17 protein-coding genes and 1 riboswitch are annotated in these 16520 nt (G+C 70.4%); of the genes, 13 read left to right on the top strand and 4 right to left on the bottom strand.

The features are described 5' to 3' along the window. The first annotated feature begins 6 nt into the window (after positions 1–6). A riboswitch (cobalamin riboswitch) is annotated at positions 7–231 on the top strand. 29 nt (positions 232–260) lie between these two features. The 10 genes from GLX30_RS33210 to GLX30_RS33165 all read left to right on the top strand — a co-directional run bounded on the left by GLX30_RS33210 (position 261) and on the right by GLX30_RS33165 (position 8707). After that, positions 261–950: an energy-coupling factor ABC transporter permease gene (locus GLX30_RS33210; protein ID WP_159695384.1), complete on the top strand. Its 690-nt coding sequence runs from the start codon at positions 261–263 to the stop codon at positions 948–950. After that, entirely contained in the window at positions 947–1354 is a 408-nt protein-coding gene (locus tag GLX30_RS33205; protein WP_159694606.1) for an energy-coupling factor ABC transporter substrate-binding protein, read from the top strand. The genes GLX30_RS33210 and GLX30_RS33205 overlap by 4 nt, the downstream gene beginning before the upstream one ends. Positions 1355–1359: 5 nt before the next feature. Continuing rightward, positions 1360–2109 carry a cobalt ECF transporter T component CbiQ gene (cbiQ, locus tag GLX30_RS33200; RefSeq protein WP_159694605.1) on the top strand — a complete coding sequence of 250 codons (750 nt, stop codon included), beginning with the start codon at positions 1360–1362 and terminating at the stop codon, positions 2107–2109. Then, a complete protein-coding gene (locus GLX30_RS33195; protein ID WP_159694604.1) occupies positions 2106–2984 on the top strand; it encodes an ATP-binding cassette domain-containing protein in 879 nt (292 codons plus the stop codon). Before cbiQ ends, GLX30_RS33195 begins: the two co-directional genes overlap by 4 nt. Before the next feature lie 62 nt (positions 2985–3046). Continuing rightward, the gene (locus tag GLX30_RS33190) at positions 3047–4075 is read left to right on the top strand and encodes an aminoglycoside phosphotransferase family protein (protein ID WP_159694603.1); all 1029 of its coding nucleotides are present in this window, start codon (positions 3047–3049) and stop codon (positions 4073–4075) included. A 133-nt stretch (positions 4076–4208) separates the two neighbouring features. Next, complete coding sequence (locus tag GLX30_RS33185; RefSeq protein WP_244258374.1) at positions 4209–4445, top strand: hypothetical protein; 237 nt, start codon at positions 4209–4211, stop codon at positions 4443–4445. Positions 4446–4728: 283 nt separating this feature from the next. Continuing rightward, positions 4729–6426 (top strand): multicopper oxidase family protein, encoded by a 1698-nt coding sequence (locus GLX30_RS33180; protein WP_159694601.1) that lies wholly within the window; start codon positions 4729–4731, stop codon positions 6424–6426. Between the two features lie 314 nt (positions 6427–6740). After that, positions 6741–7592: an aldo/keto reductase gene (locus GLX30_RS33175; protein ID WP_159694600.1), complete on the top strand. Its 852-nt coding sequence runs from the start codon at positions 6741–6743 to the stop codon at positions 7590–7592. Between the two features lie 33 nt (positions 7593–7625). Further along, positions 7626–7952, top strand: coding sequence for a hypothetical protein (locus tag GLX30_RS33170; protein WP_208545530.1), 327 nt, complete (start codon positions 7626–7628; stop codon positions 7950–7952). Positions 7953–8161: 209 nt separating this feature from the next. Next, positions 8162–8707 carry a DUF6328 family protein gene (locus tag GLX30_RS33165; RefSeq protein WP_244258373.1) on the top strand — a complete coding sequence of 182 codons (546 nt, stop codon included), beginning with the start codon at positions 8162–8164 and terminating at the stop codon, positions 8705–8707. A gap of 129 nt (positions 8708–8836) precedes the next feature. Here the strand turns inward: GLX30_RS33165 and GLX30_RS33160 are convergent, their stop codons facing one another. After that, the gene (locus tag GLX30_RS33160) at positions 8837–9574 is read right to left on the bottom strand and encodes a TetR/AcrR family transcriptional regulator (RefSeq protein ID WP_159694599.1); all 738 of its coding nucleotides are present in this window, start codon (positions 9572–9574) and stop codon (positions 8837–8839) included. A 112-nt stretch (positions 9575–9686) separates the two neighbouring features. On the opposite strand from GLX30_RS33160, the gene GLX30_RS33155 reads away from it, so the two are divergent. Continuing rightward, positions 9687–10898 carry a saccharopine dehydrogenase C-terminal domain-containing protein gene (locus GLX30_RS33155; protein ID WP_159694598.1) on the top strand — a complete coding sequence of 404 codons (1212 nt, stop codon included), beginning with the start codon at positions 9687–9689 and terminating at the stop codon, positions 10896–10898. Positions 10899–11053: 155 nt separating this feature from the next. Here GLX30_RS33155 and GLX30_RS33150 read toward each other — a convergent pair whose 3' ends face one another. The 3 genes from GLX30_RS33150 to GLX30_RS33140 all read right to left on the bottom strand — a co-directional run bounded on the left by GLX30_RS33150 (position 11054) and on the right by GLX30_RS33140 (position 12607). Continuing rightward, positions 11054–11764, bottom strand: coding sequence for an N-acyl homoserine lactonase family protein (locus GLX30_RS33150; RefSeq protein ID WP_159694597.1), 711 nt, complete (start codon positions 11762–11764; stop codon positions 11054–11056). A gap of 151 nt (positions 11765–11915) precedes the next feature. Further along, positions 11916–12308: a VOC family protein gene (locus tag GLX30_RS33145; protein WP_159694596.1), complete on the bottom strand. Its 393-nt coding sequence runs from the start codon at positions 12306–12308 to the stop codon at positions 11916–11918. Further along, on the bottom strand, positions 12305–12607 hold the full coding sequence (locus GLX30_RS33140) for a metalloregulator ArsR/SmtB family transcription factor (RefSeq protein ID WP_159694595.1): 303 nt from the start codon (positions 12605–12607) through the stop codon (positions 12305–12307). The genes GLX30_RS33145 and GLX30_RS33140 overlap by 4 nt, the downstream gene beginning before the upstream one ends. A 933-nt stretch (positions 12608–13540) precedes the next feature. Between GLX30_RS33140 and GLX30_RS33135 the strand changes: the two genes are divergently transcribed. Both GLX30_RS33135 and GLX30_RS33130 read left to right on the top strand, forming a co-directional pair. Further along, positions 13541–14020: a hypothetical protein gene (locus GLX30_RS33135; protein ID WP_159694594.1), complete on the top strand. Its 480-nt coding sequence runs from the start codon at positions 13541–13543 to the stop codon at positions 14018–14020. Continuing rightward, positions 13984–16428 (top strand): hypothetical protein, encoded by a 2445-nt coding sequence (locus GLX30_RS33130; protein ID WP_159694593.1) that lies wholly within the window; start codon positions 13984–13986, stop codon positions 16426–16428. Before GLX30_RS33135 ends, GLX30_RS33130 begins: the two co-directional genes overlap by 37 nt. The last annotated feature ends 92 nt before the right edge of the window (positions 16429–16520 follow it).

Below are 16520 nucleotides of genomic sequence, written 5' to 3'. Positions count from 1 at the left end.
CCGTGCGCGGCTTGTGATGTCGCTGGTCAACGCATTAGTGTCACGGGGCCTTGGTGTTCGGGAAACCGGTGCGGTACCGGTGCGGCCCTCGCCACTGTGATCGGGAAGTCCGGCTCCACCCCCTCACGGGGAGCCACTGGGACACCGCGTGAACGCGCGGTGCCCGGGAAGGCGGAGTCCGGGCGGCATGACCCGTCAGCCAGGAGACCGGCCAGGGTGCGTTGTCCATCCACGAGGTGCTGGAGAGGGTCTCCCACATCATGCATATAGCCGAGGGGTATCTGCCCCCGCTGCACGCGGTCGCCTGGGGCGTCGCGTCGGCCCCGTTCGTCGTCCACGGCGTGCGGGCCCTGAACCGCGAGGTCAGGTCCAATCCGGAATCGACGTTGCTGCTCGGCGCGTCCGGGGCGTTCACGTTCGTCCTGTCGGCGCTGAAGATCCCGTCGGTGACGGGCAGCTGTTCGCACCCGACCGGCACGGGCCTCGGGGCCATTCTGTTCAGACCGCCGATCATGGCGGTGCTCGGCACCATCACCCTGCTGTTCCAGGCACTCTTGCTGGCGCACGGCGGGCTCACCACGCTGGGCGCGAACGTCTTCTCCATGGCGGTCGTCGGACCGTGGGCGGGATACGCGGTGTACCGGCTGCTACGCCGATTCGACGTGCCGCTGATGGTGAGCGTGTTCTTCGGCGCGTTCGTCGCCGACCTGTCCACGTACTGCGTCACCAGCGTGCAGTTGGCGCTGGCGTTCCCGGACCCGGGCAGCGGTATCCCCGGCGCGCTGGCGAAGTTCGGCGGCATCTTCGCCGTCACGCAGCTCCCGCTGGCGGTCAGCGAGGGGCTGCTCACCGTGCTGGTGATGCGACTGCTCAGCCGGTCCAGCACGGGTGAACTGACCAGGCTCGGTGTGCTGGTCACGGGCGCGAAGAAGGAGGCGTCGGCCCGATGAGCCGTAACGCGAGGATCAACACCCTGCTGCTGCTCGCCGTGGCGGCGCTGGCCGTACTGCCGCTCGTCCTGGGGCTCGGGGACCACAAGGAGGAGCCGTTCGCCGGCGCCGACGGCGAGGCGGAGGCGGCGATCACGGAACTCGAGCCGGACTACGAGCCGTGGTTCACCCCCCTGTACGAACCGCCGTCCGGCGAGGTCGAGTCGGCGCTCTTCTCCCTCCAGGCGGCGCTCGGCGCGGGCGTCCTGGCGTACTACTTCGGCCTGCGCAAGGGCCGCCGGCAGGGCGAGGAGCGGGCGGCGGCAGAGCGGGCCGGGGACGGGACGCCGGACGACCCGGCACCCGACCCCTCGATCCCCGGCTCGCGCAGCGAGGGCACCGACCCCACGACGACGGCGCCCTAGCGCCGATGCTGCCGATCGACGCGGCGGCACACAGCAGTCGCTGGCGCCGCCGCCACCCCTGCGAAAAAGCCGCCCTCGGCCTCGGTCTGACCGTCACGGCCGTCTGCCTGCCGCCCTGGCCGGGTGCCGTTCTCGTCGCCGCCGCGACGGTCGCGATCCTGCTCGGTCCGGCCGGGGTGGCACCGCGCCAACTGTGGCGGGCGTTCCGCATCCCGCTCGGGTTCTGTGTCACCGGAGCCGTACCGCTGCTGTTCTCGGTGGGAGGTCCCGACGGCATGATGGCCTTCGCACCCGACGGGCCCGGGGACGCCGCGCGACTGCTGCTGCGTACGTCCGCCGCGTCGCTGGGTGTGCTGCTGTTCGCGTTCACGACACCCGTGTCGGACGTGCTGCCCCGGCTGGTCCGCGCGGGCGTGCCGCCGGCCGTGGTGGACGTGGCGCTCGTGATGTACCGGATCAGCTTTCTGCTCCTGGACGCCGTGGCCAACATCCGCCAGGCGCAGGCCGCCCGTCTCGGCCATGCGAGCCGGACTGCCGCCTGGCGGTCGCTGGCCGGCCTCGGCGCGACCGCTTTCGTGCGCGCCTTCGACCGGGCCGGCCGTCTGCAGGCCGGGCTCGCGGGCCGCGGATACGACGGCACGTTGCGGGTGCTGGTGCCGCGGGCGACCGTGTCGCGACCGTTCCTCGCCATGGTCGCCGCGTTGCTGTCCGGGATCGTCGCCCTCACTCTCGCGCTCGAAAGGTGTCTGCCATGAACCGCTCCCCCGCGGGCCCGGCCGTCGTGGAGCTCGTCGACGCGGGTTACGCGTACGAGGACGGGCCCGCCGTGCTCAGCGGCATCGGTCTCGGCCTCGCGGAGGGCCGTTCCACCGCGCTGCTGGGGCGCAACGGCAGCGGCAAGACGACCCTGCTGCGGCTGCTGAGCGGCGGGCTGCGGCCCGCGACGGGCCGACTGCGCCTGCACGGTGAGCCGGTGACCTACGACCGGGCCGGTCTGACCCGGCTCCGCACGACGGTGCAGTTGGTCGTGCAGGACCCGGACGACCAGCTCTTCGCGGCGTCGGTCGAACAGGACGTGTCGTTCGGTCCGATGAATCTCGGGCTCGCCGAGGACGAGGTACGGGTCCGGGTCGACGAGGCGCTGGCCGCGATGGACATCGTGGCCCTGCGGGACCGGCCCACGCATCTCCTCTCGTACGGCCAGCGCAAACGGGCCGCGATCGCGGGCGCCGTGGCGATGCGGCCGAGGGTGCTCATCCTGGACGAACCGACCGCCGGACTCGACCCGCACGGCCAGGAGCGGCTGCTCGAGGTCCTCGGCCGGCTGCGCGCCTCCGGGACGACGGTCGTGATGGCGACGCACGACGTCGACCTGGCGCTGCGCTGGGCCGACGACGCGGCCGTGCTCTCACCGGACGGCCTGCGCACCGGTCCTGTCGGTGAACTCCTCGCCGATCAGGCCCTGTTGGACTCGGCGCGGCTGCGCAGACCGTGGGGCACGGCGGTCGCGGAGGTGCTCCGTGCCCATGGACTGCTGGGCCTCTCCGACGAGGGGCCGCGCACGCCGGAGGCCCTGGCGGCGTGGACACGGCGGGCCACGACGCCGGGGAACGACGGGGTGCAGGTCTGACCGGAGTGTGATGCGTCGCGCGGGAGAAGCATGCTCGTTCGGTGGCGTGGAAGGATGGGCCCATGGGGTCGCGACTGCCGTTCGGGGACGAGCTACGGGCCGAGCTGGGATCGCCCGGACGCTCTCGCAGACTGGACAGCAGCCCTCGTTCGCGCGTGTGGCGCGTCGAGTTGCCGGCGGTAACGGCGGTGGTGAAGCAGCTCGTCGACGGCCCCGATGCCGACGAGCGATACGCCCGCGAGGTGGCCGCCCTGCGGCTCGCCACCCGGGCCGAACCTCCTGTGGTGCCCGCGTTGCTGGCGACCGATCCCGAGTCCCGGGTCCTGGTGCTGGAGCATCTGGACCACCGGCGCCCGCCCGGCGACTGGATCGTCGACTACGCAGCCGCCTTGGCACGGCTGCACGCCACCGCCGGTGCGGAGGACGTCGGGGTACTCCCCCGATGGCAGGGACCGAACCAGGCCGACATCGCGTCCTTCCTGCGGCTGGCCGGAGCACTGGAAGTCCTTGTCGCACCTGGTGTGTCCGGCGAACTCGACGACCTCGTGGACCGGCTCGAGCAGGCATCCGGGCATGCGCTTCTCCACGGTGATCCCTGTCCCGGTAATGATCTTCACACTGCCGCCGGGGTCAGATTCATCGACTTCGAACAGGCGTCACTGGGCAGCGGCTCGATGGAGCTCGCCTACCTGCGCATCGGCTTTCCGACCTGCTGGTGCGTCACTTCTGCGTCGGAGCCGCTGCTGGAACGGGCGGAGCGCGCATACCGGGAGGAGTGGCGTGCCACGACCGGCTCCGAGACCCGGGACGGGCTCGCCGACGCGTGCGCCGGCTGGCTGCTCCGCGGCGACGCGTTGGTCGAGCGGGCGCGCCGTGACGGCACCGATCACCTGGACCGCGTTCTGCACCAGGACTGGACATGGGGCACCGCGACCGCCCGGCAACGGCTCGTCCACCGGCTCGGAGTGGTCAGCCGGATGACGGCCGAGCACCGGTCCCTGAGTGGCGTGAGCCGCCTCTGCACCGCCATGCGCCGAAGAATACTCGCTCGCTGGCCCGCCCTTCTGCCCGTACCGGCAGGACGCCCGTGAAGACCGGCCGGGGCGCCGGGCGGGACCGGCGGAGGCACTGTCGTCCGGTCCGCCGGTGTGCCACTCCGCCTGAATGATCGTCAGGGTGAGTGAGGCACAGGTACGTCCTGAACGCTTCTCAGCATTCCGCGACATGATCGTGTCCGCGGTGCGCGAGTTTCCCGGCCGCTACCCAGGGCTGGTGGACCACGAGGTACTGCTCGCGCCGCCTGGCTCACCGCTGTACGTCAGTCGCCGGCGCGGCGAGGAGGACCTGGTCGCCTACGCGGGCGAGCACTGGCGTGACCGGCCCGTGGTCCTGCCGGGCGAGGACGAGTACCTGGTTGCACCGCTGCAGGTGCGGCACTTCACGTTCGCGTCCTTGGGCTGACTCCTGGCGCGAGGCTTCGGCTGCTGTCATGTGCGCAGCCCACCCGGCTCCCGGGCGCGCCCCTTGGCCCTCGCCGGTGTCACCCCCTCGTGCGTCGACCTGCCGTCCGCGGTGCGATCCGCCGTCACGAGCGGAATTCCGGCAGCACCACGGCGAGGACATACACGAACTTACCGCATGTTTTGGACATGATGCTCCATGCTGGTTCGTGCCGCGTCAGGCCCCGCCCGGGGCGCCGCCCCTCGGCCGGGGCGGGACCCGCACATCCGACAGACGGAGGACCATGTACAGCCAGGACCACACCCGTCCGGCCTCTCCCACCCGGCGTGCCGTGCTCGGCGCCGGGATCGCAGCCGCGGGAACCGCGCTGTCCACTGCCTGCTCGGGCAGCGGCGCGGAGCGCGCAGGCGGCACCGGACGGGCGGCCACGGACGTCGGCGGCGAAGGCTCCGTCGTCGCGGACGGCAAGAAGCTCCGGCCCACATGGACACCCAGTCCCGAAGGCAAGCTCCGCGGTCTCACCTTCACGGCCACGCCGGCCACGGTCGGGATCGGCGGCGGACGCACCGTCAGGACCTCGGTGTACGACGGCGAACTGCCCGGCAAGGAGGTGCGGATCACCGCCGGCGACACACTCGAGCTGACCCTCGCCAACCATCTGCCCGAACCGACCACGGTGCACTGGCACGGGATCGCCCTGCGCAACGACATGGACGGCGTGCCCGACGTGACGCAGCCACCCATCAAGCCGGGCGGCTCGTTCACCTACCGTTTCCGGGCGCCGCACCCCGGCACGTACTGGTTCCACCCGCACCTGGGCCTGCAGATCGACCGCGGGATGTACGCACCGCTGATCGTGGACGACCCCAACGAGCCCCTCGCCTACGACGCGGAATGGATCGTCCAGCTGGACGACTGGATCGACGGCGTCGGCGGCTCCAGCCCCGAGGACGTCTTCGACCAGCTCCGGAAGGGCAAGCCCGCCATGGGGCACGGCTCCGCCCACAAGCGCGGGAACAGTCACGGAGCCGGCTCCGTACCGTCGAGACCCTCAGGGGGAATCGCGGCCGGGTACGGTCCGCCGGCCGCCCGGGCGCCGGAGCGTGACGACGCGTCACCCGCTCCGAAGCGGGGCAAGGGACCCGACCGGCTGATGACGGGTGCCAACAGCCCGTTGCTCGGGGGCCACGCCGGCGATGTCGCCTACCCGCACTATCTGATCAACGGGCGCACATCCGACGACCCGGCCCAGTTCAGGGCCAGGGCCGGCGACCGGATCCGGCTGCGCATCATCAACGCGGGCGCCGAGACGCCGTTCCGCGTGGCACTCGGCGGCCACCGGATGACGGTCACCCACAGCGACGGCTTCCCCGTACGCCACCACCGGACCGACTCCCTGCTCCTCGGCATGGGCGAACGGTACGACGTACTGATCACCGCGAAGGACGGCGTCTTCCCGCTCACCGCACTCGCCGAAGGCAAGAACGGCGCCGCCATGGCCGTCCTGCGCACGGCAGGAGGCGCACTGCCCGGCCCCACTGCCCGCCCCGCCGAACTGCGGCGCGATGTTCTGCCCTCGGCCCGCCGGCTCAGGCCCCACGAATCCGTGGAATTCGACCGGCGCAGACCCGACCGGATCCTCAAACTCACTTTCACCGGCGGCATGAAGGACTACGACTGGGGCATCGACCATCGCCCCTACTCACCTGACCGCGTCCACCACGTCGAACGCGGCGAACGCGTACGCCTGGTCGTCGTCAACGCGACCGACATGTGGCACCCCGTGCATCTCCACGGCCACACGTTCGCCCTTGCCGGTATCGATTCCCTGGGGGCCCGCAAGGACACCGCCACCGTCCTGCCCCACAACAAACTCGTCCTCGACTTCGACGCCGACAATCCCGGTCTGTGGATGCTCCACTGCCACAACATCTACCACTCGGAATCCGGCATGATGACCACCCTGGCCTATGGCCCGTGACCACCCCCCCGGCGCCCGTCCGCTGTGTCCTGGGGCGGGCGCCCGGCCACGGCCCTACGGGCGTCGGCCACGCCTGTGACTGCGCCTCCCGGAGCTGACCCTCCGCCCGGATCAGGGTTCCTTGTGCGGCTGCCTCGGCGGGTGCCGGGGTCAGGCCGGGGCGCGGCCATGTCGAGCAGGGGCCGCAGCGCCTCCAAGGAGCGTGCGGGGCGGCGGTACTGCTGGGGAGGCGGCGGCACCTCGGGCGCCGGAGCGGCGCCGCCCCCGGCCCCGGCCTTCACGGCCCGCCTCGGACCACCCACGGAAGGACCCGGATGCAGCACGTCACCCTGAACAACGGCGTCGAGATGCCGATCCTCGGCTTCGGCGTCTACCAGATCCCGCCGGAGGAGACCGAGCGGGCCGTCTCCGAGGCCCTCGCGGCCGGCTACCGCCTGCTCGACACGGCGGCCGCGTACGGCAACGAGGAGGCCGTGGGCCGGGCCGTCAGGAGCAGCGGCATCCCGCGCGAGGACCTGTTCGTCACCACCAAGCTGTGGGTGCAGGACGCGCCTGCCCAGGAGAACGCCCGGCGTGCCTTCGAGACGTCGCTGGCCAAGCTCGGCCTGGACCACGTCGACCTGTACCTGATGCACCAGCCCTACGGCGACGTCTACGGACAGTGGCGTGCCATGGAGGACCTGAACCGTGAGGGCCTCGCCAAGGCGATCGGCGTCGCCAACTTCTACCCCGACCGGCTCATCGACCTGATCCTCAACAACGAGATCACGCCCGCGGTGAACCAGATCGAGACGCACCCGTTCTTCCAGCGCGCGGCCGACCAGGACCTCATGCGCGAGCGTGGCGTACAGATCCAGTCCTGGGGCGGGTTCGCCGAGGGGAAGAACAACCTGTTCACCGATCCGCTGCTGAGCGGGATCGGCGCCGAGCACGGCAAGTCCGTGGCGCAGGTCGTGCTGCGCTGGCTCGTCCAGCGCGGCGTCGTCGCGATCCCGAAGTCGGTCCGGGCCGAGCGTATGGCGGAGAACATCGACGTCTTCGACTTCGAACTCACCGGCGACCAGATGGCCGCCATCACCACCCTCGACACCGGATCGTCGCTGTTCTTCGACCACCGCGACCCGGCCATGGTCGACTGGCTCGGCAAGCGCCGCGTCGACGCCTGACCCGGCGGGGAACGGGCATGGTGCGGGCGGCACTTGCCCGGCATCACCCTGTGCATCCTTGATCCGGTCGACGTCATGACGGCCGACGGGCAACGCCGGCTGGTGGCGACCTACGGAGTCACGAGCCGGGTACGCAACGTGCGGGTGAACGGCGACGTCACGCTCAGCAGGGGTGGCCGCTCCGAGCGTCTGCGGGTCGTGGAGCTGGATGCGCGGCAGAGCGTCCCGGTGCTGAGGCAGTACCTTCGCGAGGTTCCGGTGCCCCGTCCGTACTTCGACGTGAACGCGACCTCCACGGACGAGGAGTTCGCCGCCGCAGCCGGGCGCCGTCCGGTCTTCCTGCTGCTGCCGCCGGCGTGACCGTGTGAGCCGTGCCGGCCATGGGCGCACGGCTCGGGTCCGGATCCGTTCCGGGCGTTCCGGATGCCGAATGGGCCGCGAGGCCGGACCATCCAATCAGTGGCTGTGTGTGCAGGACAGAAGCGGCACCGGGCGTGGCTGCCCGCCGTGTGCGCAGGTCGGCGTACCGCGCGGACTTGCGGGTACACGCGCACCACCGAGGAGGTTCTATGGCCATGCTGGAAAGGTCCGCGACCATCACGAGCCGAACGGCGGACGCGCCCGACGAAACCGCTGACATCGGCTGCCCGCCCGAGAGTTCGCGCGAGCGGGTCAATCGCCGGTGGAACGAAATCCTTCAGGAGACCAGGGTCGCACAGACCGGAGTCCAGATTCTGTTCGGCTTCCTGCTGAGTCTGGCCTTCACACCGGCCTTCCGTGACCTCGCCACCTTCGACCGCGGCATCTACGTCGTCACCGTGGTGCTCGGCGCCTCGGCGACGGGGGCGCTGATAGCGCCGGTGTCGATCCATCGCTTCCTGTCCGGACTGCGGATGAAGCACGAGGTGGTGGAGGCCGCAAGTCGGTTGATGGTGTGCGGTATGGTCCTGCTCGCCCTCACCATCGGCTGCACCCTGCTGTTGATCCTTCACGTCGTGCTGCCGAGCCTCTTGGCGGAACTGCTCGTCGGCGGCGTCATGTTGTGGTTCGTGCTGTGCTGGTACGTGCTGCCCCTCCGTCTTCGCCGCAAGGCCGCGCGGCGGGACAGGGCCTGACCACCCGCGGCCGGAGACGTGGTGCCCTGGGCCTGTCCGCTCCTGCGAGGTGCCGAACAGGCCCAGGGCTGATGTGGAGCCTTCGCGCGACCGTCGAGCGACGGACATTGACGTCACGTCACGTGGCGGTCAGCGAGGCCCCATCGGGCCGTGACTGTCTCGCCGCCGGACCGCCGTGAGCGTCGCCTCGGCGCTGTCGAGGAGCATGTCCAGCGCGTGCGGATACGCGCTCTCGTTCATGCGGTCGACGAGCAGCGGCGCAGTGGCGGCAATGTTCGGATGGGTGTCGGGCGGCAGCCGGGCATAGGTCGCCTGCCAGACCGTCTCGTCAGCGGTCCGGGCCGTGTCCGGAAGAGCGAGACTCGCGGCGTCGAGCGCCGCGAAGGCGAGCGTCTGGTCGATGAAGGCCTGGTAGATCCGCACCGTTTCCGGATCGGGGAACCCGGCGGAGCGCAGCACGCCGAGGATCGTCTCGTCGGCGGCGATCTCGTTCGCACGGCCACTGACCCGGCTCGCCGTGAGAACAGCGGCCTGCGGGTGCGCGAGATAGGCGGAGTGGATCCGCAGCCCGAGATCTCGCAGGTCGCCCCGCCAGTCACCCACGGGCCGACGTCCCCGCATCGCCCGGCCCATCAGCTCGTCGGCTATGGCCAGCGTCAGATCGTCGGTGCCGCGGAAGTACCGGTACAAGCTGCTCGGGTCGGCTCCCAGCGCCGTGCCGAGGCGCCGCACCGTCAACCCGTCCCGGCCGTGCTCCTTCAGCATCCGCAGCGCCGTCTCCACGATCAGCTGCTCCGAGAGGACAACGCCGTTCTTGGTCGGCCGCCTGCGCCGGCGCGCCGATTCCGTGACCACCTGCTTCGCCATCAGGGCTCCCTCCGTCCCCGTCGAGCTTATGCCAACATGATTGACGTGTTGTGCCGAGGGCCCGTTTCATGGCGGCACAGGGCTCCTGGGCCCCCGACGAAAGGCGTTCCTCATGCGAGTACTGCTGGTCGGCGCGGGCGGTGTGGGCACCGCGATCACCCGGATCGCCGCCCGCCGCTCCTTCTTCGACCACATCGTCGTCGCCGACCGCGACCTGCCGCGCGCCGAGGCGGCGGTCGCCGCGCTCGGCGAGGACGGCACCCGTTTCAGCGCGGTCCGGGTCGACGCCGGCGACCGGGAGGCGGTCACCACGCTGCTCGCGGCCGAACGGTGCGACGTGCTGCTGAACGCGACCGATCCGCGATTCGTGATGCCGCTCTTCGAGGCCTCGCTCGAGGCGCGGGCCCACTACATCGACATGGCGATGTCACTGTCGTACCCGCACCGCGACCGCCCCTACGAGGAGTGCGGGGTCAAGCTGGGCGACGCGCAGTTCGAGCGTGCCACGGACTGGGAGAAGGCGGGGCGGCTGGCGCTCGTGGGCATGGGGGTCGAGCCGGGGCTCTCCGACGTGTTCGCCCGGTACGCGGCGGACGAACTGTTCGACACGATCGAGGAGATCGGCGTCCGCGACGGTGCGAACCTCACCGTCGACGGCTACGACTTCGCCCCTTCCTTCTCCATCTGGACCACCATCGAGGAGTGCCTCAATCCGCCGGTGATCTGGGAGAAGGACCGGGGCTGGTTCACCACGGCACCCTTCAGCGAGCCCGAGGTCTTCGACTTTCCCGAGGGCATCGGCCCGGTCGAGTGCGTCAACGTCGAGCACGAAGAGGTTCTGCTGATCCCCCGCTGGGTGGACGCGGGGAGGGTCACGTTCAAGTACGGGCTCGGTGACGACTTCATCGAGACCCTGAAAACGCTGCACAAGCTCGGCCTCGACCGCACGGACAAGGTGACCGTCCCGGGCGGGGCGCAGGTGTCCCCACGCGACGTCGTCGCCGCCTGCCTGCCTGACCCGGCCACGCTCGGCGACCGGATGCACGGCAAGACCTGCGCCGGCACATGGGTGAAGGGGACCAAGGACGGCGCTCCGCGGGAGGTGTACCTGTACCACGTGGTCGACAACCAATGGTCGATGCGCGAGTACGGATCGCAGGCGGTCGTCTGGCAGACGGCGATCAACCCGGTCGTCGCCCTGGAGCTCATGGCGAGCGGCGTGTGGGCGGAGTCCGGCGTCCGCGGCCCGGAGGCCCTCCCGCCGGTGCCCTTCCTCGACCTGCTGAGGGAGTACGGCTCTCCCTGGGGCATGCGCGAGCAGTGAGCGTTGCGGCCGGACGTCCTTGCGTGTCGGGTGGGCAGCCGGGCGGCTCGGCAAGCACCGCGCCGACGCCCGGCCCGTCCCCCGGCCCCGGCGGGACATGGGCGCGGATGCCCCGGCACAACGGGGCACCGGCGGGTCGGCATCGCCGGGTCGATTCAGAAGTTGCCGTGGGCGGGTTGCCAGACCGAGCAGTCGTGGGCGAAGAGCACACGCCGTGGGTCGAATTCGGCGAGCCGGTCCAACCAGGGCGCGTGGTCGGGCAGCGGCTGCTCCACACCGTCCAGTGCGGCCTGGCGGGCGAGTTGGTCCGACGCGAACCGGGATGCGAAGTCGTGCGCCTGCCCGGCGAGGATCACCGTGCCGTCGCCTTGCCGCACGACCAGCGACTGATGTCCCAGGGTGTGCCCGGGTGTCGGGACGATCCGGACACCCGGCCTGATCTCGGCCTCCCCCGCGATTTCCTCGTAGGTCGCGCCGGGGAAGTCGACAAGCTCGTCAACGGTGTAGTCGCCGCGCCGGGCGGTGGCCAGCTCGACGTCCTGCACCAGGATCGGCTTGCCGCCCAGGAGAGGGTTTCCGCCGCAGTGGTCGAAGTGCAGGTGGCAGTTCACGACCAGAGAGATCTCGTCGAGGGTGGCTCCGGCCGCCGACAGCGCCTCCTGCAGTGGACGCCGTCGGGGCCGGTAGTGCGCTTCTGTCCCGGAGTCGGCGCTGCCGATCCCGGTGTCGAAGAGAATCAACCCTTGGTCGTGTTGCACCAGATAGGCGAGCACGGGCTCAACTCGTGGTCGGGAGCCGTCTGTTTCCGAAGCCGGTCGGATGAAGTACCCCAGGTCGAGGCGGCGCACCGCCGTGTTCTTCCCCATACGGCCACTCTGACAGGCCACGATCTGCCGTCCATTCGGTCTGCCGACAGCAGAATGGCGACCACAGTGAGCGGCGAGCGGCGAGGGTGAGCGCCACCGGTCGCCGCAGCCCCGGTCGCCGCAGCGGCCGAGCCGCGCCACGGGCGACCGTCTACTGCGGCTTGGTCGCGATCTGGATCAGGTTGCCGCAGGTGTCGTCGAAAACGGCCGTGGTGACGGGACCCATCTCCACGGGCTCCTGGGTGAAGCGGACGCCGAGACCGCGCAGGCGCTGGTACTCGGCACTCACGTCGTCGACGGCGAACTGGGCGAGCGGGATGCCGTCCTCGACGAGCGTGTCGCGGTAGGTCTTGACGGCCGGGTGGCCGGCCGGCTCGAGGAGGAGTTCGGTGCCGTCGGGCTCGTCGGGCGAGACGACGGTCAGCCACCGGTCCTCCCCGCCCACCGGGACGTCGTGCTTCTTCACGAAGCCGAGGATCTCCGTGTAGAAGTGCTCGGCCTTGGCCTGGTCGTCGACGAAGACGCTGGTCAGATGGATCTTCATGGAGTGCTCTCTTCCGGTCCGGACGTGTCCGACACGAGCCATCGCTCGGCGATCTGCCGCAGCGGGGCCGTGTCCAGGTCGTGGAACTTGTAGCGGCCCTCCCGCCTCGTCCCGACGAGCCCCGCGGCCTCCAGCACGGCGAGGTGCTGGGAGACCGCCTGACGCGAGATGCCGAGCTGGTGCTTCATGCTCAGCCGGGAGCAGATCTCGAACAGTGTCTGTCCGGACTTCTCCGCGAGCTCGTCGAGGATGGTGCGGCGGGTGGGGTCGGCCAAGGCTTTGAAGATGTCGTCGGCCACATCCCCAGCATAGGCAAGTAGGCACTTGCCTATCAAGTCCAGGTGCGTCGCGCCCCGGGCCGACCACCCTCCAGGTGTCCGGTGGCGTGCGCGGGACGCGTCGCGGGATCCTTCTCGGGGCGTCCGCGGGTGCCTGGATGGCCGCCGGGGAGGCGACCGAGGCCATCGCCATGGAGTCGGGCAACCATTGAACGCGGGGCGTGACCTGGACGGGCGCTGTGGCCGCCGAGGCCGGGCCGTGACGGCGCGGTCGGACGGAGTCGATCTTCCGCTGCTGGATCAGGTCGATCAGCTCCGGCAGGAACCGTCGCGCCGGAGCAGGGCCGCCGAGCACATGCACCGGGGAGAAGCAGACGTCGGCGGGGCTACGAAGTCCGGGGCGCGGAGGAGCCTGGAACCGGTCGGGCGACGTTGCTTCGCGCGGCTCTCGGACCGGTGGATGCGGAGCGCACGATTCCCCAACGGGGGGCCTGGCCTTCCGGGCCGAGCCCGGCCGAAGGCCCTCTATGGCCCGGGTTCCGTCAGAGATGCTCAAAGGGTCAACAGACGCGGGGAATTCACCGTCGATCAGTGGCGGGGATCCGCCATCGGAGTGAGCATGGAAGTGAGGTGAGTCACCGCTTGCACACCTTCGCGATCCGATGAGGCGTTCCTCATGTCTATCAACACCGCCCGTCCTGTCGGCCGAAAGCTCTGGCAGGAGGTGCGGAACCACCCCGGCGAAGGCCATGGTGGGGGGCGTGACAGAGGATCCGGCGGAGGGCGGCGCTTCGGCTCGCGGGACGGAGCGCGTGACGGCCGGGGCGATCGCCAGGGTCACGACCGTCGCTCCGAGCACCGCACCGACCGGCCCTCGGGGGCGGCCCCGACCGGCCCGACCGGCCTCCGGAGCCGGCGCCGGACGACGAGGCTCTCACGGAAGGACCGTTCCGGGTGGTGCGCCCGGCGGACATGCTCGTCGTCGACATCAAGCTGGTGAACCTGAAGTTCGACGGTCATCGCCTCGTACGGAGGGTTCCGGGTGAGCCGACGCTCGTCCTCTTCGGACTGCCGCCGCAGCACGTGCTGGAGGAGATCCCTCCGCCGCTGAGCACCGTCACCACCGCACTCGCCCCGATGAAGGCCTTCACCGCGGGTTCGACCCACCTCGCCTTCTCCGTGCCCGCCGACATCGACGGTCTGGAACTGTCCCTGGCCTCGTTGCTCGACTGGGCGCGGCTGGTGCCCATGACGGTGCCCGCCGGCCTGCAGGCTCCGGACACGCCGGGTTCGACGGTCTTCCAGGGCATCCCTCGTTCGGTCATCGAGTTCCCCACGCGGCTGCTGATCACCTACGACGAGCCCGTGGACTGGGTGGGGACCTGGAGCCACAACTGGTGGAAGGCAGAGCGGCGTTGTGGCACGCGCGGCTGAACAGTGAGCGGGACGGCGATGTGATGCTGCGGGCCTTCGCCACGCCCGGGGACCTGGGCGGGCCTCCCCCGATCGGCCTCCCGCGTGCCGAGACTCTGGAGGACCTCGTCACCCTCACAAGTCGGGCCGAGCTGACCGGACCCGGCGGCGGCCCGCCTCTCGTGGTGCCCAGCGCGCCGCTGCATGCCGAGCAGTTCATCGTCACGCCCATGGGGGCGTCCGCACACCTGCGGGGTGCCTGGGAGGCGCCACCGGCGTCCGAGAAGGCCCGGTTCCAGCAGGCCGGGCGGCGCTTCCCGGACCTGGTGACGTACGACCACATCACGGGACTTGGGCGTGACCAGTACATCCGGGTGGTCACGCGCGGGCGCCTGAGCACAGGCCACGAGGCCCAGCACGTGACGGAGTGCAAACGGGTGTTCGTCGCCCGTCCGGGCGACGGAATCGTCGCCTACCTGCAGCAGGAGCACCGCATCGTCGTCAAGCAGCCGGAGGTCCGGTACGGAGGCGGCACCGGTTACAAGCACGGCGGACGCGAAATGCCTTTCCGTACGCTGCGTATCACCGACCGCGTCACGCCACTGATCCAGGAGCCCCCTCCCGGCAACCCCGCTTTCTGGGTGTGCCTGCAGAGCTCCGGCAACGACCACGAGTTCACCTTGATCGGCACGGACTGCGAGGGGCGGAAGGTCAGCTTCACCGTGCCTCTGGTGTTCGTGCCCGACGGCACGGAGGCGCCTGAGCAGAAGTTGGCCCTGCTGTACGCACCCGGTCCGCGGTTGGACGGTCGGCTGAACCGGCCACTGGGCGGCCAGGTCATGGCGATGGCGCAGCCGCCCGCCGACGCGCCCGGCAGCACCAGCCACGCGGTGGGCACCCTTACGTTCGGTCTCGGTGTCCCGGATCCGGCCGGCCACCGCTTCGCGGTCGGCATGCCATATGTGTCCGCCGCGAAGGTACGCGTCCCCGCCATCGAGCAGTTCACCCCGAACGCAGGTGACCTGCCGGTCCACTTCAACGACACGTATCTCCGTCAGACGATGGAGAAGCACCCGGCGGGCGGGTACCTGGATCTGGTCGACGCGGTCGGTCTCACCTTCGGGGCCGAGAAGGCGGGAGGTGTGGCGAGTCCCAACGCCGCGGTCAAGGTGATCACCAGTCAGGCGGGTGTCGTGCCGGACGTCTTCAAGGCGGACCAGGCCACCGGTGAGGTCGTCGACGCTCTGCCCGTCGAGACGATCCAGGCGGCGTTCGCGGGCGCCAAACTGCTCGGCTTCATCGATCTCGGCCGGATCTTGGGCGGCATCGCCAAGGAGAGCCTCGGCACCCTGCGGCAGTTGGGCGACGATCAGATCGAGGCCATCCTGCGCGCGCCCGACGGCCTGCTGCCGGCGCCCGTGCTGCGTGTCCGCGACCTGGCCGACGGACAGGGCAAGGAACTGCGGTACGTGTGGAAGCCCTCGCTGAAGCAACCGCAGGACGGCCAGGACATCCTCGACGTGTCGCATGCCGCGCTGACCTTGGACGCGCGGACCCTCCGCTCGAAGGACGCCGTCGACAAGGCCACGGTGGACGGCAGACTGAGCAACTTCGCGTTGGACTTCGCCGGCATCGCCCGAGTGGAGATCGCCGACCTGAAGTTCAGCACCGGCCCGGGCAAGAAGCCCGACGTGTCGGCGAGCGGCCTGGAACTGAAGTTCAGCAACGAGCTGGAGTTCATCAACACCCTGCGCAGCGCCCTTCCGGCCGACGCCTTCGGCAGCGGCGCCTACGTGGACGTCCAGCCGGCCGGCATCCGTGCCGGCTACGAACTGGCGCTCCCGGCCATCGGTCTCGGTGTCTTCACCCTGTCCAACATCTCGCTCTCGGCCGAGCTGGCGATTCCCTTCGACGCCCGGCCGGTCTCGTTCCGCTTCTCCGTGTCCGAGCGCCAGCACCCCTTCAACGTCACCGTCTCCCTGTTCGGCGGCGGCGGCTACTTCTCCATGCTGGTGGACGCCGAAGGCGTGAAGCAGATCGAGGGAGCTCTCGAATTCGGCGGCAACGCGGCACTGAACCTCGGCGTCGCGAGCGGCGGCGTGTCGATCATGGCGGGCATCCGCTTCGCCCTCGAGGGGGACAACGTCTTCCTCGGCGGATATCTGCGGTGCAACGGCTTCCTGTCCGTGCTGGGAATCGTCACGGTGTCCGTCGAGTTCTACCTGGAACTCTCGTGGGAGAAGGTGGGCGGCCAGTCCGTGGTCCGCGGCAGGGGCACCCTGACGGTCAGCGTACGGATCGCCTTCTTCAGCAAGTCGGTCCAGCTCAGCCTGGAGCGGAGCTTCTCCGGCGCGCCGGGCGACCCCACCTTCACCGACTGCGTCAAGCCGGGCCACTGGCACGACTACTGCCTGGCGTTCGCCCCGTGACACCCGTGGGAGACGAGATGCCGTTCGAACAGCACATCAACTGGACCGTTCTCCCCGCCGGGTTCTCCGGCGACGGCAGCCAGGTCCGGGTG

The organism is Streptomyces sp. Tu 2975, assembly GCF_009832925.1.
Classification (GTDB): domain Bacteria; phylum Actinomycetota; class Actinomycetes; order Streptomycetales; family Streptomycetaceae; genus Streptomyces.
The sequence above is the reverse complement of the archived record's forward strand: the minus strand, read 5'-3'. Positions and strand labels throughout refer to the sequence as shown.